The sequence below is a fragment of the Streptomyces sp. NPDC025793 genome (assembly GCF_055558375.1).
This window is the reverse complement of record NZ_JBVHMR010000018.1, coordinates 46,726-72,324: the sequence shown is the minus strand read 5'-3', so window position 1 is coordinate 72,324 and position 25,599 is coordinate 46,726. Positions and strand designations below refer to the sequence as shown.

19 protein-coding genes and 2 pseudogenes are annotated in these 25,599 nt (G+C 69.7%); 8 read left to right on the top strand and 13 right to left on the bottom strand.

What is annotated here, in order from left to right:
• Positions 1–2: 2 nt before the first annotated feature.
• The 5 genes from ACZ4MF_RS29890 to ACZ4MF_RS29870 all read right to left on the bottom strand — a co-directional run bounded on the left by ACZ4MF_RS29890 (position 3) and on the right by ACZ4MF_RS29870 (position 5,496).
• Positions 3–773 (bottom strand): MlaE family ABC transporter permease, encoded by a 771-nt coding sequence (locus ACZ4MF_RS29890; RefSeq protein ID WP_356030739.1) that lies wholly within the window; start codon positions 771–773, stop codon positions 3–5.
• The gene (locus tag ACZ4MF_RS29885; protein ID WP_467494955.1) at positions 770–1,699 is read right to left on the bottom strand and encodes an ABC transporter ATP-binding protein; all 930 of its coding nucleotides are present in this window, start codon (positions 1,697–1,699) and stop codon (positions 770–772) included. The genes ACZ4MF_RS29890 and ACZ4MF_RS29885 overlap by 4 nt, the downstream gene beginning before the upstream one ends.
• A 107-nt stretch (positions 1,700–1,806) precedes the next feature.
• The gene (locus tag ACZ4MF_RS29880) at positions 1,807–2,856 is read right to left on the bottom strand and encodes an RNA polymerase sigma factor (RefSeq protein ID WP_467494954.1); all 1,050 of its coding nucleotides are present in this window, start codon (positions 2,854–2,856) and stop codon (positions 1,807–1,809) included.
• Positions 2,857–2,974: 118 nt separating this feature from the next.
• A complete protein-coding gene (locus ACZ4MF_RS29875) occupies positions 2,975–4,000 on the bottom strand; it encodes a lytic transglycosylase domain-containing protein (protein WP_467494953.1) in 1,026 nt (341 codons plus the stop codon).
• 602 nt (positions 4,001–4,602) lie between these two features.
• Entirely contained in the window at positions 4,603–5,496 is an 894-nt protein-coding gene (locus tag ACZ4MF_RS29870) for a hypothetical protein (RefSeq protein ID WP_467494952.1), read from the bottom strand.
• A 757-nt stretch (positions 5,497–6,253) separates the two neighbouring features.
• On the opposite strand from ACZ4MF_RS29870, the gene ACZ4MF_RS29865 reads away from it, so the two are divergent.
• From ACZ4MF_RS29865 to ACZ4MF_RS29855, 3 genes and pseudogenes are all read left to right on the top strand, one after another.
• Entirely contained in the window at positions 6,254–6,991 is a 738-nt protein-coding gene (locus ACZ4MF_RS29865) for a hypothetical protein (RefSeq protein WP_467494951.1), read from the top strand.
• 513 nt (positions 6,992–7,504) lie between these two features.
• Positions 7,505–8,347 (top strand): RNA polymerase sigma factor SigF, encoded by an 843-nt coding sequence (locus tag ACZ4MF_RS29860; RefSeq protein WP_467495062.1) that lies wholly within the window; start codon positions 7,505–7,507, stop codon positions 8,345–8,347.
• A 264-nt stretch (positions 8,348–8,611) separates the two neighbouring features.
• Positions 8,612–8,997 (top strand): annotated as a pseudogene (locus ACZ4MF_RS29855) (SpoIIE family protein phosphatase); the annotation flags it as partial.
• Positions 8,998–9,265: 268 nt separating this feature from the next.
• On the opposite strand, the gene ACZ4MF_RS29850 reads toward ACZ4MF_RS29855, so the two are convergent.
• The 3 genes from ACZ4MF_RS29850 to ACZ4MF_RS29840 form a co-directional block, all read right to left on the bottom strand.
• On the bottom strand, positions 9,266–12,043 hold the full coding sequence (locus ACZ4MF_RS29850; protein WP_467494950.1) for a toll/interleukin-1 receptor domain-containing protein: 2,778 nt from the start codon (positions 12,041–12,043) through the stop codon (positions 9,266–9,268).
• 316 nt (positions 12,044–12,359) lie between these two features.
• Complete coding sequence (locus ACZ4MF_RS29845; protein WP_467494949.1) at positions 12,360–15,365, bottom strand: toll/interleukin-1 receptor domain-containing protein; 3,006 nt, start codon at positions 15,363–15,365, stop codon at positions 12,360–12,362.
• Positions 15,366–15,380: 15 nt separating this feature from the next.
• Positions 15,381–15,998 (bottom strand): hypothetical protein, encoded by a 618-nt coding sequence (locus ACZ4MF_RS29840; RefSeq protein ID WP_467494948.1) that lies wholly within the window; start codon positions 15,996–15,998, stop codon positions 15,381–15,383.
• Between the two features lie 487 nt (positions 15,999–16,485).
• On the opposite strand from ACZ4MF_RS29840, the gene ACZ4MF_RS29835 reads away from it, so the two are divergent.
• Both ACZ4MF_RS29835 and ACZ4MF_RS29830 read left to right on the top strand, forming a co-directional pair.
• Complete coding sequence (locus ACZ4MF_RS29835; RefSeq protein WP_467494947.1) at positions 16,486–16,653, top strand: hypothetical protein; 168 nt, start codon at positions 16,486–16,488, stop codon at positions 16,651–16,653.
• A gap of 224 nt (positions 16,654–16,877) precedes the next feature.
• A pseudogene (locus ACZ4MF_RS29830) lies at positions 16,878–17,015 on the top strand (NmrA/HSCARG family protein); the annotation flags it as partial.
• Between the two features lie 153 nt (positions 17,016–17,168).
• Here the strand turns inward: ACZ4MF_RS29830 and ACZ4MF_RS29825 are convergent.
• The 4 genes from ACZ4MF_RS29825 to ACZ4MF_RS29810 all read right to left on the bottom strand — a co-directional run bounded on the left by ACZ4MF_RS29825 (position 17,169) and on the right by ACZ4MF_RS29810 (position 20,617).
• Complete coding sequence (locus tag ACZ4MF_RS29825) at positions 17,169–17,783, bottom strand: FMN reductase (protein WP_467494946.1); 615 nt, start codon at positions 17,781–17,783, stop codon at positions 17,169–17,171.
• Positions 17,780–18,907: an LLM class flavin-dependent oxidoreductase gene (locus ACZ4MF_RS29820; RefSeq protein WP_467494945.1), complete on the bottom strand. Its 1,128-nt coding sequence runs from the start codon at positions 18,905–18,907 to the stop codon at positions 17,780–17,782. The genes ACZ4MF_RS29825 and ACZ4MF_RS29820 overlap by 4 nt, the downstream gene beginning before the upstream one ends.
• A 162-nt stretch (positions 18,908–19,069) precedes the next feature.
• Positions 19,070–19,984, bottom strand: coding sequence for a LysR family transcriptional regulator (locus tag ACZ4MF_RS29815; protein WP_467494944.1), 915 nt, complete (start codon positions 19,982–19,984; stop codon positions 19,070–19,072).
• 54 nt (positions 19,985–20,038) lie between these two features.
• Complete coding sequence (locus tag ACZ4MF_RS29810) at positions 20,039–20,617, bottom strand: Dps family protein (RefSeq protein ID WP_467494943.1); 579 nt, start codon at positions 20,615–20,617, stop codon at positions 20,039–20,041.
• A gap of 238 nt (positions 20,618–20,855) precedes the next feature.
• Between ACZ4MF_RS29810 and ACZ4MF_RS29805 the strand changes: the two genes are divergently transcribed.
• On the top strand, positions 20,856–21,035 hold the full coding sequence (locus ACZ4MF_RS29805; RefSeq protein ID WP_467494942.1) for a hypothetical protein: 180 nt from the start codon (positions 20,856–20,858) through the stop codon (positions 21,033–21,035).
• A 47-nt stretch (positions 21,036–21,082) separates the two neighbouring features.
• Complete coding sequence (locus tag ACZ4MF_RS29800; RefSeq protein WP_467494941.1) at positions 21,083–22,210, top strand: low temperature requirement protein A; 1,128 nt, start codon at positions 21,083–21,085, stop codon at positions 22,208–22,210.
• Positions 22,211–22,334: 124 nt separating this feature from the next.
• Here the strand turns inward: ACZ4MF_RS29800 and ACZ4MF_RS29795 are convergent, their stop codons facing one another.
• Positions 22,335–23,306 (bottom strand): alpha/beta hydrolase, encoded by a 972-nt coding sequence (locus ACZ4MF_RS29795; RefSeq protein ID WP_467494940.1) that lies wholly within the window; start codon positions 23,304–23,306, stop codon positions 22,335–22,337.
• A 396-nt stretch (positions 23,307–23,702) separates the two neighbouring features.
• Between ACZ4MF_RS29795 and ACZ4MF_RS29790 the strand changes: the two genes are divergently transcribed.
• Positions 23,703–25,580, top strand: coding sequence for an amidohydrolase (locus ACZ4MF_RS29790; RefSeq protein WP_467494939.1), 1,878 nt, complete (start codon positions 23,703–23,705; stop codon positions 25,578–25,580).
• Positions 25,581–25,599 lie beyond the last annotated feature (19 nt).

The following is a 25,599-nucleotide window of genomic DNA, read 5'->3' as shown; positions in this document are numbered from 1 at the left end:
GGCTAACCCCTCTGCGGGACGACCTGGAAGTACACCGCGGTCATCACGAAGTTGGTCACGAACAGCAACATGAAGGTGATCACCACGGACTGGTTGACGGCATCGCCCACGCCCTTCGGGCCGCCCTGTGCGGTCAGCCCCTTGTACGAGGCGACGATCGCCGCGATGGCCCCGAACACGAGCGCCTTGACCTCCGCCGCCCACAGGTCGGACAGCTGCGCGAGGGTGGTGAAGGACGCCAGGTAGGCGCCGGGCGTGCCGTGCTGGAGGACGACGTTGAAGAAGTAGCCGCCCGCGACACCGACGACCGAGACGAGGCCGTTGAGGAGCACGGCCACGACCATCGACGCCAGCACGCGCGGTACGACGAGCCGGTGGATCGGGTCGATGCCGAGCACCTGCATCGCGTCGATCTCGTCCCGGATCTTGCGCGCCCCGAGGTCCGCGCAGATCGCCGTGCCGCCCGCGCCCGCGATGAGCAGCGCGGTGACGATCGGCGAGGCCTCGCGCAGCACCGCGAGCACGGACGCGGCACCGGAGAAGGACTGCGCGCCGAGCTGCCGGGTCAGGCTGCCGATCTGCAGTGCGATGACCGCCCCGAAGGGGATCGAGACCAGTGCCGTCGGCAGGATCGTGACGCTTGCGACGAACCACGCCTGCTGGATGAACTCCCGTGCCTGGAAGGGCCGTCGGGGCAGGGTCCGGACGACGTCCAGGGCCATCGCGAAGAGGTTGCCCGAGTGCCGGAGCGCACCTGTCGGGGAGAGTCTCATGCGCTGCTCACCCCCCTCCCGCGCAGCTCCGCCTCCCGTCTCGCGATCGCCTCCCAGCGGGGCGGGCGGGTGATGCCGGAGCCGGGCAGCAGGCGGGGAGTCAGGTCCCGCACGCGTGGACCCTCGTCGATCCGGGCCAGCTCCTGCTCGACCTGGGCCGCGTCCTTCTCCTCCGCCATGCCGATCGGCCCCTGCATCCGGCCGTTCAGGAACTGCCGTACGACGGGCTCGTCACTGGTCAGCAGCTCCTCGCGGGGCCCGAACAGCACCAGCTCGCGCCGGAACAGCAGCCCGATGTTGTCCGGGACCTGGCGGGCCGAGGCGATGTCGTGGGTGACGATCAGGAAGGTCGCGTCGATCTGTGCGTTGAGGTCGACGATGAGCTGGTTGAGGTAGGCCACGCGGACCGGGTCGAGGCCCGAGTCCGGCTCGTCGAACAGGATGATCTCCGGGTCGAGTACCAGGGCGCGGGCGAGCCCGGCCCGCTTGCGCATGCCGCCGGAGATCTCGCCGGGCAGCTTCTCCTCGGCGCCGATCAGCCCGACCATGTCCATCTTCTCCAGCACGACGCGCCGGATCTCGCTCTCCGACTTGCGGGTGTGCTCGCGCAGCGGGAAGGCGATGTTGTCGTACAGGTTCATCGAGCCGAACAGCGCGCCGTCCTGGAACAGCACGCCGAAAAGCTTCCGCACCTCGTACAGGTCGTGCTCACGGAGCCTGGTGATGTCCCGGCCCTGGATCGTGATGGAGCCGCGCTCCGGCTTCAGCAGCCCCACGAGCGTCTTGAGGAACACCGACTTGCCCGTCCCCGAGGGGCCGAGCATCACCGACACCTCCCCGGCGGGCAGCGTCAGCGAGACGTCCTGCCAGATGACCTGGTGGCCGAAGGACTTGGTCAGCCCTTCCACACAGATCTCGACACCCATCCGGTCCCACCCTTCGCCCGTGGAGCAGCTCCGACATCTGCTCTACGGGGAGGCGTGGGACGTCCGTCGCGACGACCGGGATTTTTTTCGGACGTGTTTACGGCGTGCTACGGCAGCTTCGGCGACGGCGTGCTCGAAGACGTCCTCGGGGCAGGGACAGGGGCGGAGAACGGAGCGGCCGGTACCGCCGGGGCCGGGGGCAGCGACGGGACCGACGAGGCGACCGACCTCGTCGGCAGGTCCGGCACCTCGGGTACGCCGGGCAGCCGCGGGACCTGCGGCGCCGACAGCCCCGGGAGCGCGGACGAGGACACGCCCGGCAGGGACGGCACGGTCACCGGCAGCGGCCGGGACGTCCCCCCGGTCGGTGAGGGCGTCCGACTCCGGGCGCCGGGCGCCGGGGGCGGGGAGGTGCGCGTCCTCAGGGTGAGCCCCCGGCCCGTGGCGTCGCCGCGCCGCACCTGCGCGTCGCTGGACACGGCCGGCCGCGGCGCCGCACCGTTCCCCTTCCCGCCCGCATTGAGCGCGTACGGCAGCACGAGCCCCGCCACCGCCAGGGTCGCCGCCGTCGAGGTCACCGCGACCACCTGGGCCTTGCCACCCCCGCGCAGCCGCCCGCGCCCGACCAGGAACATCACCAGCCCCAGCGTCCCGGCCAGCGAGGCGCGCAGCGTGCGCCGGGCCCGGGCGAGCAGCGACTCGACGGTCCGGTAGCTGAGCCCCATCCGCACCGCGACCTGACTCACGTCCAGGTCCTCGGACTTCAGCCGGAGCGCCTCAGCCTGCCGGGCGGGCAGCTCACCGCTGCGCACGGCGAGCCACTTCGCCTCGGCCCGGTCGCACACCGCCTCCTCGACGGGGACCGGGCCCGGCGCGACGAGCGTGGGGCGGCTGCCCACCTCGGCCTCCCGGTTGACCTGCCGGTACCGGTCGACGCACAGCCGCATCGTCACCGTCGTCAGCCAGGCGCCGAGCCGATCGTCGTCGAGGTCCGGGCGTTCCGCGGCCCGCAGCATCGCCTCGTGCACGGCGTCCTCGGCGTCCTCCCGGCTCATGGAGCGTCGCCGGGCCACCTTGAGCAGTTGCTCGCGATGGCTCCACATGCGCTGCCAACGCTCCTCGGCGGCCGCTGTGTCCGCAGGCATGTCCGTCGCCATGAGGGCCCCTTCGCACTCACCCGCCGGTCCTGTGCTTCCGGCGGATGGCGACATTACCGCCGAGTAGTCGCGGTTGTGGAGGGGGAGGCGCTCATCGTGTTCCAGCCGTTGCCGATGGTCATGGCCTCGCGTCGGGCAGCACGCCGCCGCCGGGCAGCGTGAGAGTCGGCTCGGGGACGGGGACCAGCGGCGTCCCGGACGCCTTCGGCACGCCCGCCGCTGGGGACGGGCTGGGGGAGGGTGAGGCAGGCGGCGCCGACGACGTGGGCGAAGGGCCGGGGACCGGCTTCCGGTCGTGCGACGACTTCGGCGGCGAGGGCTTCGGCCTCTGCGGGCGGGACGGCTCCGTCCGGTCCGACCGTGATCCGGTGGACGCGTCCGGCACCACGCGGTGTCCGGTCAGATAGTACGCGTACCAGGCCTCGACGGTGCGCAGATAGGCGTCCGAGTGGTTGTAGCCCAGGATCGCCCGGTCCAGGTCGGCGGGGTTCGACAGGTCGCGGCCGCCCGCGCACAGGTAGCGGCCGGCGGCGAGCGCCGCGTCGTAGACGTTGTTCGGGTCCGACCGTCCGTCGCCGTTGCCGTCCGCGCCCCAGCGGGCCCAGGTGGACGGGATGAACTGCATCGGGCCGACCGCGCGGTCGTACACCGGGTCCCCGTCGTACGCGCCGCCGTCGGTGTCCGGCACGACGGCGAAGGCGCCGCCGGTCAGCCGCGGGCCGAGGATGGGCGTCACGGTCGTACCGCCCGGGGTCACCAGGCCACCCCATGCCTGCCCGGACTCCACCTGGCCGATCGCGGCCAGCAGCTGCCAGCGCAGCAGGCAGCCGGGCGCGCTGCGCGCCAGTTCCTCCTCGGCACGCCGGTACGCGGCGAACACGGTCGCGGGCAGGGCGCCGCCGACCGTCGCTCCCGGTGCCGAGCCGTCCTTCCGTGTCCGCAGCGGGGGAAGGCCGGTGCGGTACGGGGTGTCGCCGGACACGCTGGCGCCGTCCGCGGCGGGCGCCGCCTTCCGCGCGGGCTCCGCGGCCTCGGCCGAGACCGCCCCCGGTGCCTGCGATGCGGTCAGCACGGCCATCGCCGCCGCCGCGATCGCCGTACCCCTGGCACCCCTCAGTGCCCCCTTGAGTGCACGCGCTGTCACTGTGCAGCCCCCTCCGTGGGTGAATCCGTCGTCCGCTCTACGCGGCCGGAGGGCGGGTCCGTCGCGCGGAACCGGGCGGATGGGGCGGGAGCCTTTTCGGGACCGGGGTCCACACGCGTGTCCGTCAAGGTCTCACCAAGCGGTCGGGGCGGTCAGCGACCCCGATCGCCGGCCCGCCCGGCCTGCACGTAAGGGAGGGCTGCGGACCACGACGCAACCGGGGGCGTCCTGCGTTGTCCATCGGCTGCGGGATGCGGAGGCTGACCTGGATGCGGGCGCTTCAACGGGCCTGCGGGGCAGGGGATGGTCGGCGTACGCCGTCGGACACAGAGTTACCCCACGGCGCCCCGTTCTTGGGTACAGGAGATCGGCACCCGCTTCCGGCTCCCGGCCCGGGCGGGTGTTCGTCGTGGCGGGGTCTTCGGCCTGGCTTCTCCCCTTCGTCGGCGGTTCGGCGGGCATCGGTCAGCTGATGGTGATCCTTTCTGCCTGGGGCGTGTCCGCGGTCAGGGTTCTGGTCGCGGGGTCCTAGGTCAGGGTGATCTCCTCGCTGCGCAGGCGGGCGATTGCCTCAGCCGGTGTCGGTGGCGCCGGGTCACGGCTCACGGGTGCTGACCCCGGAGGATCCAGGCGGCTGGTGAGGCGGAGATGCAGGGCCGGGCCTGCAGGGCGTCCAGGAGGTGGGCGGCGGACCGGCGCCCGGAGACCGTGATGGGGGCGTCGGCGCCGCGCAGGCGGTGCAGGAGTTCGGCATGCAGCCCAGGTTCCGGGCCGAGGGCGAGCCGCAGCAGCAGAGCGTCCTTCTCCTTCTGGGGCATTGCGGCGATCAGAGGGGCGAGTTCCTTCTTCGCAGGCCTGGCCGGCTTCTTGGGCGTGGCGGGACTGGCCTGGGCCGCGACCGCCAGCAGGTCGTCGTCCACGCGCAGGAAATCCGCGAGCGCGCGCTGCGGGGCGGTCAGTTCACCAAGCCCGGCCGGGACGGGCGGTTCGGGCCAGGTCCGGTACTCCTCTTCGTCGTCGTCTTCGAGTTCCCAGGCGGCGAGCGCTGAGAGCCAGGCCAGATAGAGGGGGCGCAGGTCGCCGGTGGTGAGTTCGTCGCGTACGCCGATGAGGGCGGACAGCGAGTCGTCGGCGCCCTCGATCCAGTCGCCGCCCTCGTCCTCGCTGGTCAGGTCGAGCAGGAGGTGGGTGCGGGTGGTCCAGACCTCGATGTGGTGGTCGAGGCTGTACGGCCGCACCGTCGCCAGGGCCAGGGTCTGCTTGGGCAGGCGGAGCATCAGGCGGTGGGTGCCCCAATTGGTCACGTACAGGTGGGCGTCGAAGTAGCGCTCGACCATTTTGCGCGGATTGGCGCCCAGGTCGCCCCAGTTGTAGGTGTTGGTGAAGCTGGTGGCGGTGATCCGGGCCCGGGTGGAGACGGCCCTCAGCTGCTCCTGTTCCTCGCGGCTGAGCGGCCGGTCGAGGGCCTGGAACTCGTAGTACTGATACTCGCTCACACGGCGGACCCCATCGCCGCCGCGGATGGGCTCGGACGCGGATGGGCCACGGCAGCGGAGCCGACCGGAGGCAGCAATCAAACGTCATAGGGTGAGGCGAGGCGTGGCGGGGAGGAGCGGTCTGTGGCGGCGAGGACCGAGCGGACGATGGAGCATGATGCAAGAACGGAGCTCGCGGCCGTGCTGCGGCTGGTTGCCGCGGGCAGGCTGCGGTGCGGCGACAAGACGTAGCGCCCCTCCGCCGCCACCCTCCGCGCACCGGGCGAGGTCCTCACCGGCAGTGACTTCTACGAGGGCGAGGCGGTCAGGGCATTCGCCTGGCCGCTGCTGCTCCAGGCTGGCGGTCTTGCGGAACTGTCGGACGGCCGACTGGAGTTGACCGCGCGGGGCCGCAAGGCGCTGGCCGCGCCCGCCCACGAGACGATCCGGCACCTGTGGCGGCGCTGGCCGAGCCACGGGGTACTGGACGAGTTCAGCCGCATCGAGGCAGTCAAGGGGCAGCGCGCGGCGAACGTCCTCACCGCGGCCGGCCCGCGCCGCAAGGCGGTGGGTGCGGCGCTCGCCGAGTGCTGCACGCCAGGGGAATGGATGGCGGTGGACGAACTGTTCAAGGCGATGCGTACCGCGGGGCATGACCCGTACCTGGTGCGTTCCGAGCGGGCGCTGTGGAAGCTGTACCTGGAGGACGCGCAAGTCGGCAGCCTCGGCTACGACGGACACCACGACTGGCCGGTGCTGCAGGGCCGCTACACCCTGTGTGCTGTTCGAGTACGCGGCCACCCTCGGCCTCGTCGACGTCCAGTACATCGACCCGGACGGCGCCCGGGACGACTTCCGCCACATGTGGGGTGCCGACCGGCTTCAGCGGCTCAGCCGCTACGACGGGCTGCTCGCCGTCCGGTTGAACCCGCTCGGGGCGTACGCGACGGGGCGCACCGACGCCTACCGACCGGGCCCGGAGCCCGCCGCCGTGGCGCGGAGCCCGGTCAGGGTTCTGCCGAGCCTTGACATCGTGGCACTCGACGGCCTGGCCCCCGCCGAGGCGCTGCTGCTCGACGCGTTCGCCACCCGGTCCGCGGACCGGGTCTGGACGCTGTCCACCGCCGCCCTGCTGAAGGCCCTCCACGCGGGCCGAGGTCTGGAGGAGCTGCGCCGCTTCCTGGCGGAGAGCAGCACAGGAGAGGAACTGCCGCAGGCCGTCACGGCTTTGCTGGCCGACGCCGCCTCCCGCGCCGAGAAGGTACGGGATCTGGGTACGTGCCACCTGCTGGAGTGCGGACGAGGCGCAGGCCATGGTGATCGCGAAGGACCGCAGGGCGGGGACGCTGTGCTCGCGGATCGGCCCAAGGCATCTCATGGTGGCCCCCGGCGACCTGCCGGCCGTCCGCGCCGCGCCGCTGAAACTCGGTTGCGTACTGCCCGCCCGGACCTGAACGGGAAGATCACGTCCAGGGTGCGGTCCGCGGGGCGTGGGCACGTTCTCGGAGCGCGGTGAGGGCGGCGACTCGGCCGGTGGGGGTGAGGGAGATCGTGGAGCGGCGACCTCATGACCCTGAAGGCGTACCGCCTTCCCGTCACGCTCGTCGTCTTCGACGACCGCCGACCGGGCATGGTGAAACTCGAACAGGAGCAGGCCGGTCTGCCCGTTCCGGCACCGTGCTCGACAATCCCGACTTCGCAGGGGTGGCCGAGCCCATGTGCATCGCCAGCCTCCGCGTGACGGATCCGGGAGGGGTGGAGAGCGCCGCGCGAAGCGCCCTCCGCATTCGGGGCCCGATCCTGCTCGGCGTCCTCACCCGCCCTGACGAGATCGCCGTACCGCCCCAGCCGACCGTCGAGCAGGGCTCGGGGGTTCGTCGTGGCCGAGATGCGGGGAGTCCGCGGCCATGGAGAGGAGAACGGGAACTGACGGACGGTCGAGGAATGCCGGTCGGCAGCCGGGGTATGCGGGTGCTTGCCGGACGATGGACCGGTGAGGACAGGACCGATCGACTGGGAGGGGCGCACGATGCCGACGACGACCACGCAGACTGCCGAGCAGACGGTGGACGTTCCGGAGATCGCTAACCCTTGCGAGGTCGCGCCGAGGGACGCGCGGCGATTGTCGAAGCCGTTCTTCGAACAACTGGCGATGCTGGAGGAGGGCACGCCCGACTACAGCTACGCCCGCAACACGCTGATCGAGATGAACATGTCCCTCGTGCGCTACGCGGCCGGCCGGTTCCGCAGCCGTGGGCCGGAGGAGATGGAGGACATCGTCCAGGTCGGCATGATCGGACTGATCAAGGCCATCGACCGGTTCGAACTGTCCCGTGAGGTGGAGTTCACCTCCTTCGCCATCCCCTACATCGTCGGCGAGATCAAGCGGTTCTTCCGCGACACGTCCTGGGCCGTGCACGTGCCACGACGGCTTCAGGAAGCCCGCGTCCAGCTCGCCCGAGCCAACGAGGAACTGTGCACCCGACTGGGGCGGACACCGACGACCAAAGAGCTGTCCGAGCTGATGAGCCTTCCGGAGGAAGAGGTGGCTGAGGCCCAGCTGGCCTCCAATGGCTACAAGTCGGCCTCCCTGGACGCGGCGATCAACGGCAGCGAGGACGGCGAGGCCGTCCTGGCGGACTTCATCGGTGACGAGGACGAGGCACTGGAACTGGTCGACGACTTCCATGCCCTCGCACCGATGATCGCAGAACTCGACGAACGGGACCGAAAGATCATCCACTGGCGCTTCGTCGAGGAACTCACCCAGGCCCAGATCGGCGAACGCCTCGGTGTCTCCCAGATGCACGTCTCCCGCCTCATAACGCGTCTCCTGGCACGCCTGCACGAAGGCATGCTCAGCGTGGAATGACGGCCGGACAACCGGCACTCTCGGGGACGGTTGCCGCCGCCCTCGCACAGACGACGGGCGCAGGGCCTGCCCACGCGGAATGCCGTCGGTCGGCAGGGTCGGGGGTCCCCGCTGCGCAGGGTGGTTCGCGGGGAGGCAGTCCTTGCGCCGGACGTCGTCCGAGTTCGGCACCATGCGGTGACGACCTCGAAGGAGCGGCGGGACATACGGTCCCTTCCGCGATCGAGGTGCATGGTGTGCCGTCGCGTGACCGGCACGGCTCTCGGCGGGCGTTTCGCCTTTTTCCTCGGCGATGTGTGCGGCAAGGGAGCGCAGACAGCCGCGGTCAACTGTCTGAACCGCTGCACCCTGCGCGCCGCGGGCCTGCACGATCACGATCACATCTCTGGCCTGTCGACCCTGAACAAGGTGCTTCACGAGCGCTACGCCGACCGCGCTACTGCACGGCGATCTTCGGTACGGTCGAACCCGGCCCCGTTGCCGGTCAGATCGTCGTACACCTTCCCTCGGGGGCCATCCTCCGGCCGTCGTCCTGCGTGCCGACGGCACGGCCGGCTTCCTGCCGTCCGCGAGCTTCGCCGCCGCCACGACCGCCCCCCGGCCCGGGCGACGCCCTCCTGCTCTACGCCGGACAACTCCTTGGGGTACGCAGACTCGATTCCGTCCAGGCCGATCAGATCGATGGGCCGCAGGGTGGCCTTGGCGCGCTCGACGGCGAGGCTCCCTTTGCCTCCAGGCCGAGGTCGACGTTCTGCTGCACGGTGGCCAGGAAAGGAGCGCGAAGGTCTGGGAACACCCATGCCGCACCCGGGATGGCGCCGTTCAGCGGCGTGCCCCTCCCCTGTAGGTGACGGTGCCTGGGCCAGCGGGGACGAGTCCTGCGAGGCAAGGCAGCAGAGTTAAGCCGACGGCCTCGACTCACCTGTGACAGCTGAGGTTCCCCGGGGGATTGAACCCGGTTACCTCCCGCCACTCTTCGGGCTGCAGATCTCGGCCGGCGAACCGGCAGGCGAGGTCGAGCCAGGACCGTGCGGTGGCTGCCCATCGGACCACTGATCCGGCTGGGGTCGCTGTCAGTAACTCGCCGGTCGAGCCTACTCCGGCGATGGCGGTGGCCTCCCAAGGGGCCGTGGCCCACGTGCCTGCGTGGCCTGGCAGCTGCAGCGTTCCCAATATCGTCCCGGAGTCGATGTCGATCACGACTACCGTGCCGTCGTCGCGGATCTGACCAATGAATGGCGTACCAGGTATCCAGCTCGAAGGGCGGGCCATCGCTAAGCCGATGTGGATGGTTCGGATCAGTGTTCCGGAAGGCTCCCGGACGTCTAACGAACTGTCAGGGTGTGAGACAAGCATTCGGTCGCCGGCGAAGTCGACCGTCTCCGACACGCCGGGCACGGTGATGGTCCTGCGTTCCTTGCTGTCCGCCACGGTCAGCTGCCCTCCGCCGTGGTCCTGTCCGGCGATCCAGGCCGCGTATCGGCCATCCTCGCTGATCGCGGCCAGGCCTACCGGGGCGGGGGAATATTCTGTCAGTGGCTTGTCCTGACTAGGTGCGTCGTAGACGTACATTGCATCGTTCACCCGGCGCACCGTCATTCCGCCGTATTCACTGACGCAGATCAGGTTCCGTCCGTCGGGCGTCAGTCGCGCTGTGACGTTCGCCACGCCTTGGCCCTTCAGCAGGTTCTGGGTGCCGGTGCCTCGGACTGCGTAAAGGCCGCAGCCGACCTTCCCGATCAATGCTGGGGTCCCGTCAGGCAGCCAGGCGGGAAAGACGTCCTTCTCGGGGCTCGTGATGGCCCTGCCCGCGCTGGGTCTGCCGTGGAGGTCGTACAGCACCACGTCCCCGTATCCACCAACCAGTAGGACGCGCCGGCCATCGGGTGACACGGCCATCTGGGTGGGATTGCTGGACTCGGGGGTGTCTGGGACTTTCAGGCCGTCGGCGTTCAGCCGCAGCCTGGGGCGCTGGGCGGGATCCCACAGGGACAACGTGCTGCCTTTGGCCGTGACGAGCCGGTCCGAGCCGCCTACGAACGCCACGTGTTCGGCACCACCGGCGCCCAGTAGCTCTGTCTCGCTGCGGTTGTCATTGAGACCTTTGCTGACTTCGGACACCCACAACTGTCCGCCGCCGCCCGAGGCGATCCGCTTGCCGTCTCGGCGGATCGCGAGGACGTTCGGAGTGTATGAACTATCCACAGCGGAGTAGCCGTTGGGATCCTTCCGATCGCGTGCTGTGTCGAAGACCATCGCCCAGCCGGCCAGGAAGCCGGTGAAGGACCCGTCGTCCGAGGTTGCGGAGATGCCCCTGCTGTCTGGGGCCGTCTGTTCCTCCTGGCGAACCGTGACGGTCAGGTCAGCAGTTCGGAGGCGCTGCCATCGGCCAGAGCCGCTGGTCACCGTGACCGTCTGCTCGTTGGGCATGCCGACTCCGTCCCAGTACTGATCCGAGAGTCCGACGCTGCGGCGCCGGGTACCAGTCGACGCGTCGAAGGTGGACAGGCTGGCCTGAACACTGGGTGTTGGCACGGTCAGCACCGCGACCGTCGTGCCCTTCGGTGAGACCGCCAACCTCCCGGGATGCTCGAATTGAAGAGGGATCGGTGCTGTGCCCGGGTGCCAGATCACCGCGTGCCGACCGTCGGTCGCCGCGGCCACCGCGCCGTTGTCGCTGATCGCCACCTTCGTCACCGGCAGGTCACCCAGACGCGCCGTGGCGCTGGTGTCTGTGACCGGATCCCAGCGAATCAACCGGCCGTCGGCGGTGCCTGCGAGTGTGATTCCACCGGCCGACGCCGCAAGGGAGCTGACCGGCGCGGCGAGCGTGTGCTGGCGGACCAGATCGGGGTTGTCGTTCACAGTTTGGAACAGCGCCGCCACGGTCTGCGGCTCGCGACGCAGGCGGTAGGCTTCGCTGGCCAACAACTGCGCGCGGGCAGCATCGTCGGGGGAGTCCTTGATTGCGGTCGCGGCCAGCAGCCGCGCGGTGGCGATGGTGGCGCGTTCCTGTGCGAGGTTCCTCTGGCTGATCGCCTCGTTGGCCTGCTGCCAGGCGATGAGGCTGGCTACGATTGCAGCGACAAGGAAGACGCAGAGGCCGGTAACCAGCGATCGCCGGATTCGGGCGGCCCTGCGCTGAAGATGAAGGTCTGTACTGTCAAGCTCATCTTTGCTCATGTCGTGCAGCGGCGCGGCGAGGGTGACCACGCGGTCCCGAAACGTGCTGCCGGGTGCCATCGAGTAGGCGGAGGCCTGGCGATTCTCCCGCAGGTCCACCCACAGGGGCTCCTCGGGGAACGCACCGCTCAGCTCGCTCGGAAGCGCCGTCGTCCTCTGCCAGTCGAAGTCTTCGCGCGCGGTGTCCCATTCGATGCGGCCATCGCTCAGAGCTATGAGGAACGTGTCCATGGAGTGGTGCTCACGCCAGTACCTGATTTCCTCGCGCACCCAGCGGGACTCCGCAGCCGCGGGGGAAGCCAGGTAGATGAAATAACGTGAGCCCGCCAGAGCATCCTTGATGGCACCACCGAGGTCGCTGCTGGCAGCAAGGCTCGTGGTGTCCCGAAACACCCGCGCACCGGGACGGAACCCCCACGCAGTGCGCGCCACACCGCGCAGCCCTTCCTCGAGCGCAGCGGCCAGCTCGACGTCACTCTTGTGACTGTACGAAATGAAGACATCCCGGTCCAAGACCGCCCCCGCCTTGTCCTGTGCTCGTACGTTCGGGACTGCTAACTCCTAGCATTCCACGAGAAGTTCCGTTCCAGGAGATGACCGTGAGACGTGGCGCTCAGGCGGCGGTTCGGGGGCAAGCATCGCCGCAGTGGGGGTTGGTGCCGAAGGAAGTCACCGTCAAGCCCCCCGGCCCGCGCCGCTGCTCCGTAGCCCGTTGTCCCACCCGCTTTCTCCTTCCCTCTCCAACTCGGCTTCCAACAACCCTGCGCTACACCGGCCCAGGACCGCACGATCCTTGGGAGACCGGGGAACAGTGTGGGCAACGGCAGACTCAGGCGCCCGCGGGGCACAGCCGCTGATAGGGCAAACCCGGCGCATAGTGCTGCCACTCCTGGTGGCTGAATCCCTGCCCCACGAGCTTGCACGCTATACCGACGGGGTCGGCCACGACGGACGGCAATTCGCCGAGTGCCCACACCGTGGCGACCTCGCCGGAGGCGGTCGCCATCAGTTGCCCATCGGGGCTGAAGGAAACGCTGTTCACAGCGCTCGGATCGGTCTGCAGGGCCGTCACCGGAACGGACAACTTGGGATCGGCGACATCCCAGAGACGTGTCGTCCCGTCGGCACCCGCGACGGCCAGAAGGTCCACACGCGGATGGAACGCCACCCTGTTGACGCGCCGTGTCCCATTGAGACGGATCAGTTCTCTGGGGTGGGCCGGAGAACTCATGTCCCACAACGCCACTGCGTCGTTGTCGAGGGTGTCGCTATCAGCCGTCGCAAGCGTCTTTCCGTCTCTGCTGAATGCCACTTCGCCGGCATTCGAATAATGGTCCGCGTCCGCCAAGCGCGGCGCGAGTTCCACCGGCTTGGCGGGATGGCCGATGTCCCACAAGGACGGCCCGGGGAGAGCGAGGATCTTCCCGTCCGGGCTGAGCGCGACCGGCTCCGTGGTGCTGGTATGGGTGAACCCGGAGAGCAACCGCGGGTTTGCGGGGGCGTCCACGTTCCATACTCCGGCCCAGCCACCCTGGTCGGCCCAAAGGTCGCCGCCGGCGGCGACGAGCGTCTCGCCGAAGCGGCGGCTGAACAGGATCGAGTACCGGCCCGGCGAGGTGGTCGGGGTCGAGGAGGTCATGGTCTTCCACAGCCGAGGCTCACCGTGGCCGCTGATGTCCCAGATGCGGATGGTGCCGTCGTTGCTGATGGCGGCGAGCAGTCGGCCGCTGAGGCTGATCGCCGCATCGGCAACGGGATAGTTGACCGTCCACTTCGCCCTCTGGTGCGGGTCGGCGGTGTCGGCGCGGTCCCAGAGGATGATGGTGCCGTCGTAGGCCGTCGTAACTACGTCCCGGCCGTCCGGGCCGAAGGCGGCCGCCATGGCTTTGCCGTTCTGGCCCTTCAACGTGGCCAATACGTGTGGCTGGGCGGGGGCCTTGAGGCGCCAGCGGGTGACGGCGTCCGAGGCGTCGGCGGTGACGACCGTACGGCCGTCCTCGGAGAACGAGAGGGCCAGTAAATCGTCCTGCCCCGGCAGGTTCACCGACTTCTCAAGCTTGCCGTCGGTAAGTCTCCACAGCACCGCCGAATGGTCGTCGCTGACGGTGGCCAAGGTACTCCCGTCAGGGCTGAAACGCATCGCGTTGATGCGATCCGAATGCCCCGTGGCCACACTGAGCTGCCTCGCCTCGCCGGGGCGGGTGACATCCCAGAGAATCAGGGTCTGGTCGTACGCGGTCGCCAACACATGGCTGTCGGGGCTGAAGGACATTGCTCCGCGCACATGGTCCAGCCGGCGCATCGGCTGCGGTCGGGTCCGGTCGCTGATGTCCCACAGTGTGGTGCCGGGAATGTGCGTGAGGATCGGGTGAGCGGTGACCGGCTCCGACGGTCCCTCCATGCGGTCAGTCGATGTCGCAAGGCCGTGCCCGTCCGGGCTGAAGATCACCGTGGAGCTGTCGTACACCCCGGTGTGCATGCTCAGTCGCCGAGGGCGCGCAGGGTCCTGGACGTCCCAGAGCGCCAAGGCACCGTCGTCGCTGTGTGCAACGTTCACCGGAGGCTGGCCCACCGTGGCGAGGAGATGACCGTCCGCGCTGAAGGCGACGCCGCTGGTCGTGCCCTTACCGGTCAGGGAGGCCAGTTGCCTGGGACGAGCACGGTTGCCGATGTCCCACAGCGTCGTGCCGTGTGAACCGACCGTGGCCAAGATGCGGCCGTCCGAGCCGAAATCGAGCCCCTCGACGCTTTCCGAAGGATCCCGCAGGGTGCCCAGGCGACTCCTTTGCGCCGGGTCCGAGACGTCCCAAAGCGTCACGGTGTCCCCGGATCCCCCTTCGACGGTGGCCAGGGTACGGCGGTCACGGCTGAACGCCGCTTTCACCTCGGTGCCGGGTCGACCACCCGAGCCGTCCGAACCGCCGGCGAAACGCGTCTGCATCAAGGTGGTGATCAGTCCCTTGCGCGCCTCCGGAGTGGGATTCACCCGGAGCGCCGAGAGGCTCATCCGGAGGGATGTCTGTGGCTGCGTGTCACGGAGGGTCTCCGCCTCGGCCTGAAGCGCTCGACCGGTCGCCAACACCCTTTGCTGGTCCGCCAGACGCCGCTGCTCGTCTGCCACATGACGCTGCTCGACTGCCGTCTGACGCTGGCGCTCCGCGGTCTGCCGCTGGCCCACCGCTTCCTCTCTCTGCTGAAAGGCCACAGCGGTGGCCATCACCAGAATCGCGGCAGCCGCACGACGCAACCAGGTCGCGCGTCGATGCTGACGGATGTCCTCACCGTCGAGTTCATCTTTGGGCCTGCCGTGGATAGCGGCGGCCAAGGAACCCACGGCGTCACGAAATCGTGGGTGGCGCAAGGAGAGTTGGTCCTCGTCGCGCGCCCAGGAGAGGTCGACCCATAACGGTTCGCCCTGAAACCAACCGCGCAGTTGCTCGGCGGGAAGCGCGGTGGTACGGCCCCAGTCGAACCCACCGGCAGCTCGGTCCCAGTGGATCTCACCGGCCGTGACGGCGATGAAGAAGGTCGTGGGTCGATCCTGGTGACAGTCACGCCACACCTCGACCTCATGCTGTACCCAAGGCGAGGCCGCCGACTCCGGCGAGGCCAGCAGGATGAAATGCTCGCTGCTTTGGATCGCTTCGTTGATACTCAGCCTAAGATCCGGTCCGGCGGCCAGACTGGTCTGATCACGGAAGACACGTAACGCCTGCATGCGATACCAGGGTCGTGCCAGATGATGCAGGGCGCGTTGGACGGCGATTGCGAGGGGCGCGTCCGGGGAGGTGCTGTACGAAATGAAGGCGTCGTAACGCCTGTCCGCCTCGGACATTCTCACCCGCACGGGTCACTCTCCCTGCGTCGCACCGTCCACCAACACCGTGGCATTCTTGACACCCGCCAGTCGTGCGAAACCGAGCGCGTAGCCCCGCAGGTTGGCCTGCACGACGCGTAGCTCCGCCCGGCAGGCCGCGCCCCCCGACCACTCCGATTCGGGCCGGTTGGGATGGTCCTCCTCGAATGACTTCAGCCGGGGGTGCCAGGTGGACAGGAACGGCCTCAGCTCACGGTTGAGCATGGTGATGGCGAGATACTCCACCGTTTGCTCGCCCGTGACCTGCACCGAGGGACGTGCGGACTTCAATGCCTCCCGGGCCGTGCCGAACAGGCCATACAACGAGGTGAGGGCTTCCCGGAGCAGCCCCTCGTCATCGGCCAGCGGCTGGGTCGACACCCGGGTGACGGTCTCGACGAACAGGCGCCAAGCGACCTGCCTGGCCTCATTGTTGACCACGAAGGTCAACTCACTGAGCTGCGGCACCGTGACACGTACCTCGGTGAGCCTGGCGGCACGCCCGTACACCTGAAAGGCCAGCACACTGACCGCGCCGGCGAAAGCGCCGGTGACCACGAACAGATTTCGTCCGGACAGCCTGGTGACCCCGAAGACAACCAGCCCGGCCACAGCACCTATGAGTACGGAGATGCAGATCCGCGCGGTGGGAGTACGCAGAACCCGGGGCAGCCCATGCCACCGACTCATAGCGCCCGCCCCCAAGTGGCCTCTCGTCCCAACGGATGGCCAATCTAGCGGATTATCCGGCCAGTTGGGCCTGTCTCGCGAAGGCGCCGCTCTGGTGTGAACCCCCCCGGGAACTGGCAGGCTCCGTGCCGGCGTACCCGAAAGTGGTCACTGCTGCCGGACACGCTTCCGCCGCCCGACGTGGTGGATCAGATGCAGGAGGCTTCCATGCGCCTTTCATGGCGGGGAGGGTAGGTGCCCCCGACCACCGCCGGGACAGGCCACGGGGTCGGCAGTGGATCACAGAGATCCACAAGAACCACTCCTACGGTGCCTCGGCGGAAGTCGGCAGCGAGGGGGAGCACGGTGGATCGTTCACGTCGTCTGGGCGGACGCCACCGTTTGGAACACGTTCTGGGTCGCCGGGGGGGTGGCGGAAGTATGGCTGGCGTACGATCTGCTGCTGTTCCGCCCGGTCGCCGTGAAGACGCTCCGGTCGGAGCTGGCGGCCGATGCCGAACACTGGACGCGTTTTCGCCGTGAGGTCGTCTCGGCGCCCCTGCTGGGCCACGACATCGGCGGTCTGGATGCACTGTGACGGCGGGCTGCGCGTCGAGCTTCTTCTGCGCCGCGTCCTTGTCCCGCTGGGCCTCGTTGATCCACTGGGTGACGACGGCGGGGTCGGCTCCGGCGTTCACCGGACAGCGCATCGAGCTCGCCGGTGACGCCCCCACGCCCGGTGACATGGCCGCCACGTTGAGCACGGCGCTCGGTCGGACCGTTCGCCACGACGAAGTGCAGCTCGACGAGATCGGCAACGACGACATGCGGGCGATGTGGGCGTTCCTGCGTGGCCACGGCTACCGCGTCGACGTGCCGGCGCTGCACGCCGCCCATCCCGATCTGCCCTGGACGTCGTTCGCCGACTGGGCCGAGAGCACCTTCTCATCGGCACCATGACAGGCCGCCTCGCAGTTGACGATCACCGCCGCCACTGGACGCAGGTGCGCAGCCGCGGCCACCAGTCCTGATGGGCCGGATGTCGAAGCCCTCGAAGCCCTGGAGGACGTTGGCCCTCATGCGCCGTTGACCGGCAGGGATGCCGTGGCGCGCTCAGTCGAAGCGCAGATCGGAGAGCCGCTTCTTGGACCCGGTGAGGTCGTCCTCGGGCAGGGGATCGGCTGCTCTGGCAACCAGGATCGAGGCCATTTCCCGGCCCGCCCGGCGTATGCGCGCGGGCAGGCCTTCGGTGTGTGCGTCGCTGCCTGAACCCCAGTCCTCCGACGCCGCGTACACGCCGGTCGGGAGGACCACGGTCCGCAGGTAGGTGAAGAGCGGGCGCAGCGCGTGTTCCAGGACGAGAGAGTGGCGGGGAGTGCCACCCGTCGCTCCGATCAGGACCGGCTTGCCCGTGAGCGCGCCCGGATCGATCAGGTCGAAGAAGGACTTGAACAGCCCGCTGTACGAGGCGCTGAACACCGGTGTCACGGTGACCAGGCCGTCGGCGTCCGTCATCGCTTCGATCGCGCCGGCCAGCTGCGGCGGGGGGAATCCGGTGACGAGGTTGTTGGCGATGGCGACAGCCAGCGGACGCAACTCGATGACATCGACGTCCGCCTTGTGGCCTTGATCGGCGAGCTCGTCGCGGACCGTGTCGGTGAGACGGTCCGCCAGCAGGCGGGTGGCGGAGGGGGTGCTCAGACCTGCGGATACGGCGACGAGCTTCATGCGGCGGTCATCCCTTCCGAAGCGGCGTCCGAAGCGGCTTCCGGAGTGGCTGCCGCAGTCGCTGCGAGCAGGGACCGGTGGGTCGGCGCTTCCGGAGCGTCCGCCGGGCGTCCGACGGCGAACTCCTTGCGCAGTACTGGTACGACCTCCTCGCCCAGTAGGTCGAGCTGCTCCAGGACGGTCTTCAGTGGCAGCCCCGCGTGGTCCATGAGGAACAGCTGGCGCTGGTAGTCGCCGGCGTACTCGCGGAAGGTGAGCGTCTTCTCGATGACCTGCTGCGGGGAGCCGACGGTCAGCGGGGTCTGGTCGGTGAAGTCCTCCAGGGAGGGTCCGTGGCCGTAGACCGGCGCGTTGTCGAAGTACGGGCGGAACTCGCGCACCGCGTCCTGGGAGTTCCTCCGCATGAACACCTGGCCGCCGAGCCCGACGATCGCCTGCTCGGGCCTGCCGTGCCCGTGGTGGGCGTACCGGGTCCGGTACAGCTCGACCATGCGCTTGGTGTGGTCGGCGGGCCAGAAGATGTTGTTGTGGAAGAAGCCGTCGCCGTAGAAGGCCGCCTGCTCGGCGATCTCCGGGGAGCGGATCGAGCCGTGCCAGACGAACGGCGGTACGCCGTCCAGCGGGCGGGGAGTGGAGGTGAAGCCCTGCAGTGGGGTGCGGAACGTGCCCTCCCAGTCGACGACGTCCTCGCGCCACAGGCGGTGCAGCAGGGCGTAGTTCTCGATGGCGAGGTTGATGCCCTGGCGGATGTCCTGCCCGAACCAGGGGTAGACCGGGCCGGTGTTGCCGCGGCCCATCATCAGGTCGACGCGCCCGTCGGCCAGGTGCTGGAGCATCGCGTAGTCCTCGGCGATCTTCACCGGGTCGTTGGTGGTGATGAGGGTGGTGGCGGTGGAGAGGACCAGCTTGTCCGTCTTCGCCGCGATGTAGCCGAGCATCGTGGTCGGTGAGGACGGCACGAACGGCGGGTTGTGGTGCTCGCCGGTGGCGAAGACGTCCAGGCCGACCTCCTCGGCCTTCTGGGCGATGGCGGCCATGGCCTTGATGCGCTCGTGCTCGGTCGGGGTCCGTCCCGTGGTGGGGTCCGGTGTGACGTCGCCGACGCTGAAGATCCCGAACTGCAAGATTCCTCCAATTATCGGATGATTGAGTGGTGCTCGAACGGTAGGAGTTCACCGCGTGGCCGGGATGAACGTGCGTGCACGGGAAGTGGTCCCACAGCGTTCTTCTCGGGGTGCCCTGGTCATCGGGGAGGGGGTGCGGAGCCCCGAGCCGTCCCGCTGCCGTCAGGTGATGTGGCGCAGCAGCGCGGCGACCGCCGGTGGTGCCTCGCCGGGGGGCCGTACCACCATGATCTTCCAGTGCGGTGCGTGCCGGTCGAACCGGTACTGGGGCAGATCGGGGAAGCGGTCCGCGATCGACTTGGGCATGATGCAGACGCCCAGGTCACCCCGGACCAGTTCGGCCGCCGCGCCGATGTCGTTCACCTCGAACGTCGTGCTGCGATCGACGCCCGCGGCCCGGAAGGCCCGGTCGACCGCGTAGCGGATGGCCCAGCCGGGTGTGAAGTCCACCAGGGGCAACCGGGCGATGTCGGCGAGCCGGACCTCGCCGTGCGGTGTCGCCCCGGCGAGCACCCGCCGGGGCGCCGCCAGCAGCACCATGTCCTCGCGGGACAGCAGCCGGGTCGCGAGCCCGCGCTGCTGCTGGCGGTCCAGCGCGACCACGGCCAGGTCCACCGTGCCGTCGCGAAGTGCCTGCCGGATGTCGGCGACGGCCGCCTGCCGCAGGTGCACGACCACACCCGGATGCTCCGCACGCAGCGCGGCCAGGGCATGGTGGAGTCCCGCCCACACCCCCTGCATCGTGCCGACCGTCACCCGCCCGCGCAGCTGCCCCTGTACGGCATCGACGGCCTCCCGCGCCAGCTCGGCGGCCCGGAGCGTCGCGCGTGCGGCGGGGACGAACGCCTCGCCGGCCGGGGTGAGGGCGACGCGGTGTGTGGTGCGGTCGAACAACGGGGTGCCGAACTCGCGTTCGAGGGCGCGGACCGTGCTGGACACGGCGGACTGGACCACGTGCAGCCGCCGTGCCGCCGCCGTGAAACCGCCCGTGTCGGCCACCGCGACGACGACCTCCATCTGCCGCAGATCCATCATCCGCTCCCGGTCCAGCAGCGCCGGCTTCGATCTTCGCTGCATCGTATGCGGACGGCAGGGCTCACATCGGCGGGGACGGTGGGCGTAGGCCGACGGTCAGGCACGCACCAGCGGTGTGTCGACCAGATGTTCGGCCAGGAACCAGGACTGCCGTTCGCCGGTCCGGATCACCTGCGAGACCAGCAGGTCGATGGTGCCGTCGTCACCGCACTCGGCGGTCCGGGCGGTGGCGTCGTGCGCGTCGATGAGGATGGTCTCGTGGGCCTCCAGCAGCCGGGACAGCATGGCCGGCACCTCCTCCACCCCGTCCGGGGGCCGCGGGATCGACGTGATCTCGGCGACGTGCCGCGGATCTCCCACCGCCACGCCACCCAGCGACTGGACGCGTTCGGCGATGGTGTCGATGATCTCCAGCTGTTCACCCGCGTGCTTGTCCAGGACCAGGTGCAGTTGGTAGAAGGTGGCGCCGCGCATCAGCCAGTGGTGCTTCTTGTAGAGGCCGTAGAGGATCTGCGTGTCCGCGAGGACCTTGTTCAGGCGCTGGCAGGAGTACATCCGCGCCTCGTAGGACAGGGCGACCGGGAACTGCTTGACGGTTCCGAACTCCTGGATCACCTCGCCCTTCTGGTGCAGCCAGGGCTGGCTGCTGCGGGGGGATGGGAGATTGGTGGTCATGGTCCGCCTCCTGCGGTGCCGTGGTGTTCGTACTCCGGTGACGCTAGGCGCCTGGTCGAGGCGTGGCTTGACCCGCAGTGCATACGGTGCTGCCTGCCTGCGCACTGAGTCCGGTGCGCGTGCCGGGCGTTCGCTCTCGGACAAGCCTCCGTGCGCCGGCGGACTCGGGCGGTTCTCCGGCAGCTCTAGCGTCGTCGGGGCGGTCCATGGCCGCAGTGCCGGCGGAACGAGGAGAGGCATGAGTACGGACGAGCAGGCGGACGCGGTGGTCGGTGCGGGGTCGGCGGGCGGGGAGGTGTGTCATGGGCTGAACGTGACCGTCCGTGCGGAGGTACCCGTCGACCGGCTTCAGCGCATGATCTACGCCTGTCCCACCTCGCACCGGACGATCGAGGCGGCCCTGGGAGCCCTCCACTGAGCCGCGTCCCGGCCCTGCGCGCGGACCCGGGCGGCAGGCGGCGCAGCATGGCGGGCCGCGACCCCGGCGAGCCGCACCGGTCCGCCACCTCGCTGGAGCTGCTCTTCGACCTGTGCTTCGTGGTCGCCGTGGCGCAGACGTCCACGAGCCTGCGCGGGGCGCTGACGGAAGGGGACTACGCCGGGGGTGCCCTGCGCTTCTCGCTGGTGTTCTTCACCATCTGGTGGGCGTGGATGAACTTCACCTGGTTCGCCTCCGCCTACGACCCGGACGATGTCCCGTACCGGCTGACGGTGCTGGTGCAGATCACCGGATCGCTCGTCCTCGCCGCAGGCGTGCGCCGCGCGTTCGAGGACGGGGATCTGTACGTCATCACGCTCGGGTACGTCGTGCTGCGGACGGCGCTCGCCGCGCTGTGGTTGCGTGCCGCGCTGTCCGATCCCGCTCGGCGGAGCACCGCGCTACGCTTCGCCGCAGGGGTGACGGGATGTCAACTCGGGTGGGTGGGGCTGCTCTTCGTCCCGGCGTCGGCGCGGCTGGGCGGCATCGTGGTGATGATCGCGGTCGAGGTGGCCGTTCCCGTGTGGGCGCAGTCCGCCGGGATGACGCCCTGGCATCCGCGTCACATCGCCGAGCGCTATGAACTGTTCACCCTCATCGTCCTCGGCGAGTCCGTAGCGGCCGCCACCGTCGCCGTCCGCAGCGTCTTCGACCGGGATCACGGCACCGGTTCGCTGTATGTGCTGGCGGCCGGTGGCCTGCTCATGGCCTACGCCATGTGGTGGCTGTACTTCGCCCGGCCCGCGCACACGCTGCTCGCCACGACGCACCAGGTCGACCGCAGGAGATTCCCCTGGGCGTACGGTCACTACCTGATCTTCGCCTCGGCGACCGCCGAGGGCGCCGGCCTGGCCGCGTACGCGGATCAGGTCACGCGTCACACCGGGACCTCACCGACTGCCGCCGGCGCCGCGGTCACCGCTCCGGCGGCCGTTTTCCTGATCACGGTCTGGATGGTGCACCTGCGGCCACACCAACGGAGCGTGGCCGAACGCATCCTGTTTCCCCTCGCCGCGGTCGGTGTCCTGGCGGCCGCCTGGTCCCCGGCACCCGCGCTTGTCGCCGGTGTGGTTCTGGCGAGCCTGGTCGCGGTGGTCACGGTGCCGCGCCGGTGACCGGGGCCGGCGGCGGGGTCCCGCGCCGAGCCATGACGAAAGGGCCGCGCGGACGGACGCCGTGAAGGGAGTCCGTCCGCGCGGCCCCGCGTCGCACCCCTCGATGTGAGCGCGGAGCGCGCTGTCAGCCGGCGTGCAGCGCGCCGCGCAGGGTGCCGGTGGCCAGTGCGATGGCGGCCTCGGCGGCGTGGGTCTCGCGCAGCGCGTTGAGCATCACGAAGTCGTGGATGATGCCCTGGAAGCGGACGGCGGTGACCGGGACGCCGGCCGCGCGCAGCTTGTTGGCGTAGGCCTCGCCCTCGTCGCGGAGCACGTCGGCCTCACCGGTGATCACCAGGGCCGGAGGCAGGCCGGTGAGCTGCTCGGTGGTGGCGCGCAGCGGGGAGGCGGTGATCTGGGCGCGCTCGGCCCCGTCGGTCGTGTACTGGTCCCAGAACCACTGCATGCCGTCGCGGCGCAGGAAGTAGCCGGTGGCGAACTGGTGGTAGGAGCCGGTGTCGAAGTTCGCGTCGGTGACCGGGTAGAACAGCACCTGCTGCACCAGCGGGACGTCGCCGCGCTCCTTGGCCATCAGGGTCAGCGCCGCGGTCATGTTGCCGCCGACGGAGTCGCCGGCCACGGCCAGCCGGGAGCCGTCCAGGCCCTTGGCAGCGCCCTGCTCGACGACCCACTTCGCGACCGTGTAGTTCTGCTCGATGGCGACCGGGTAGCGGGCCTCGGGGGACAGGTCGTACTCGGGGAACACGACGGCGGCGTTCGCGCCCACGGCGAGTTCGCGCACCAGGCGGTCGTGCGTGTGGGCGTTGCCGAACACCCAGCCGGCGCCGTGGATGTAGAGGACCACCGGCAGGATCCCCTCGGCGCCGACGGGCTTGACGACGCGGGCCCGGACACTGCCCGTCGGACCGCCGGAGACGGTGATCCACTCCTCGTCGATCTGCGGCTTGGCGATCTCACCGGACTGCACCTCGTCGACCGCCTTGCGGCCCTCCGCCGGGGGCAGGTCGAAGAGGTAGGGCGGGTTGGCGGTGGCCTCGGCGAACGCGGCCGCGGCCGGCTCCAGGACCGGCTGCACCGGATCCACGGCGTCGGACATGTGTATCTCCCCAGTTTCATGTGGCGCGCCGGGCTCGCGGGCGCGGTGAGGCGACTTTCGCATCAGACGCGGGATCTGACGAGTCGTCGATCGCCACGCTAGGCCGCTCATGTGACGGCGAATGTCCCACGAGCGCACCGGAGTTGTCCTCGGAGCGCACGGACACGCAGTGCACTGTCGGAACGCATCCAGTGCACTGCCGGGACAAAGGGAGGCTTTGGCGCGAAATAGCCTGGCGGCCGCAGCAGTCGAGGTGCCGGGTACGGGCCTGTGCAGTGCACGGTAGCCCGCCCCGTGACGCGTCATGCGGACCCGCGACCGGCGCCGCACATGGAAGTCGATGCAGACGTATTCGACGTCGTTCATCCCGCAGGAGGTTGTCGAAAGGTGTCCACGATGCCCGTCGGTGGGCTGGTTCCCCGCGCCACCGACAACGCCGCGGACCTGGTCGTCCGCAACGCGAAGATCCACACCGCGGACCCGGTCCGCCCGCAGGCCGAGGCGATCGCCATCCGCGACGGTGTCATCACGGTCGTCGGCGGCGACAACGACGTCGCACCGCATGTCGGCCCGGACACGAAGGTGGTCGACGCCCTCGGCCGCCGGATGGTCCCCGGCCTCAACGACGCGCATCTGCATGTCATCCGGGGCGGTCTCAACTACGTACTGGAGCTGCGCTGGGACGGCGTCCCCACCCTGCGTCAGGGCCTGGCGATGCTGCGCGAGCAGGCCGCCCGCACCCCCAAGGGCCAGTGGGTACGGGTGGTGGGCGGATGGTCGGCCGAGCAGTTCGCCGAACGGCGGCTGCCGACCGTCGCCGAGCTGAACGCCGCCGCGCCGGACACCCCGGTGTTCGTCCTGCACCTGTATCAGGCGGCGGTGCTCAACCGGGCGGCGCTCAAGGCCGCCGGTTTCACCCGGGACACCCCCGACCCCAAGGGCGGACAGATCGTACGCGGCCGGGACGGTGAGCCGACGGGCATGCTGCTCGCCGCCCCCAGCGCCCTCATCCTCTACTCGACGCTGGCCAAGGCCCCGGTCCTGGAGGGCGAGGACAGGAAGACCTCCACCCGTCACTTCCTGCGCGAACTCAACAGGTTCGGCCTCACGTCGGCGATCGACGCGGCCGGAGGGTTCCAGAACTTCCCCGACAACTACAGCACGGTCACCGAACTGGCGAAGGCCGGTCAACTGTCGCTGCGCATCGCCTATCACCTCTTCCCGCAGACCGCCGGTCAGGAAATCGACGATCTCACCCGCTGGATCGAGATGGCCCGCCCCGAGGACGGCGACGAATGGCTGCGCCTCAACGGTGCGGGCGAGAATCTGACCTGGGCGGCGGCGGACTTCGAGAACTTCGCCGAACCACGGCCGGAACTGGGCGACTACGAGGCGGAGTTCGAGAAGGCCGTACGCCTGCTCATGGAAAACGGCTGGGGTTTCCGGCTGCACGCCACCTATGACGAGACCATCCGCCGGGATCTGGCGGTCTTCGAGAAGCTCGCCGCGGAAGGGCTCTTCCCGGCCGGCAACCGGTGGCTGTTCGACCATGCGGAGACGGTCTCCGCGGACAGCCTCGACCGAATCGCAGCCCTCGGCGGCGCCATGTCCGTACAGAACCGGCTGTCCTTCCAGGGCGAGGCGTTCGTACGCCGATACGGTCCCGGTGCCGCCGCGGACGCCCCGCCGATCCGGGCCATGCTGGAGCGCGGACTGACCGTCGGCGCCGGCACCGACGCGACCCGGGTCTCCACCTACAACCCGTGGGTCGCCCTGCACTGGCTCGTCACCGGCCGCACGGTTGGCGAATTGGTCGTCCGCCCGCCGCACAACCGGGTCGACCGGCGCACCGCGCTGGCCATGTTCACCGAGGCGGGTGCCGCGCTGACCGGGGAGACGAGCGTCAAGGGCGTCCTGCGTCCGGGCTTCCTCGGTGACCTGGCCGTCCTGTCCGAGGACTACTTCACCGTGCCCGAGCCGGACATCGCGCACATCGAGTCCCTGCTGACGGTCGTCGGCGGCCGGATCGTCTACGCCACCGCCGAGTACGCGGGCCTGGACGAACAACTGCCGCCGGTCAGCCCCGAGTGGAGCCCGGTGGCGCACTTCGGCGGCTACCAGGCCGCACCCGGTACGGGCCTGTCGGGCGCCCGCCAGGCCGAGCTGCTCGGCCAGGCCGTCGCCGAGTCGGAGCAGCACCGCCGGTGGCGTGCCCGCCACGGCCTCACCCCCGGGCCCGCGAGCACGTTCTTCGACCCCTGCTTCTCCCTCTGATCCGCAGTTCTCCCCCTGA

Bases quoted from the DNA above. Each gene is read 5' to 3' on its own strand.
- ACZ4MF_RS29810 (WP_467494943.1), bottom strand. From the start codon at position 20,617: ATGACCACCAATCTCCCATCCCCCCGCAGCAGCCAGCCCTGGCTGCAC.
- ACZ4MF_RS29825 (WP_467494946.1), bottom strand. From the start codon at position 17,783: ATGAAGCTCGTCGCCGTATCCGCAGGTCTGAGCACCCCCTCCGCCACC.
- ACZ4MF_RS29805 (WP_467494942.1), top strand. From the start codon at position 20,856: ATGAGTACGGACGAGCAGGCGGACGCGGTGGTCGGTGCGGGGTCGGCG.
- ACZ4MF_RS29880 (WP_467494954.1), bottom strand. From the start codon at position 2,856: ATGGCGACGGACATGCCTGCGGACACAGCGGCCGCCGAGGAGCGTTGG.
- ACZ4MF_RS29815 (WP_467494944.1), bottom strand. From the start codon at position 19,984: ATGCAGCGAAGATCGAAGCCGGCGCTGCTGGACCGGGAGCGGATGATG.
- ACZ4MF_RS29845 (WP_467494949.1), bottom strand. From the start codon at position 15,365: ATGTCCGAGGCGGACAGGCGTTACGACGCCTTCATTTCGTACAGCACC.
- ACZ4MF_RS29890 (WP_356030739.1), bottom strand. From the start codon at position 773: ATGAGACTCTCCCCGACAGGTGCGCTCCGGCACTCGGGCAACCTCTTC.
- ACZ4MF_RS29885 (WP_467494955.1), bottom strand. From the start codon at position 1,699: ATGGGTGTCGAGATCTGTGTGGAAGGGCTGACCAAGTCCTTCGGCCAC.
- ACZ4MF_RS29860 (WP_467495062.1), top strand. From the start codon at position 7,505: ATGCCGACGACGACCACGCAGACTGCCGAGCAGACGGTGGACGTTCCG.
- ACZ4MF_RS29800 (WP_467494941.1), top strand. From the start codon at position 21,083: ATGGCGGGCCGCGACCCCGGCGAGCCGCACCGGTCCGCCACCTCGCTG.
- ACZ4MF_RS29790 (WP_467494939.1), top strand. From the start codon at position 23,703: ATGCCCGTCGGTGGGCTGGTTCCCCGCGCCACCGACAACGCCGCGGAC.
- ACZ4MF_RS29795 (WP_467494940.1), bottom strand. From the start codon at position 23,306: ATGTCCGACGCCGTGGATCCGGTGCAGCCGGTCCTGGAGCCGGCCGCG.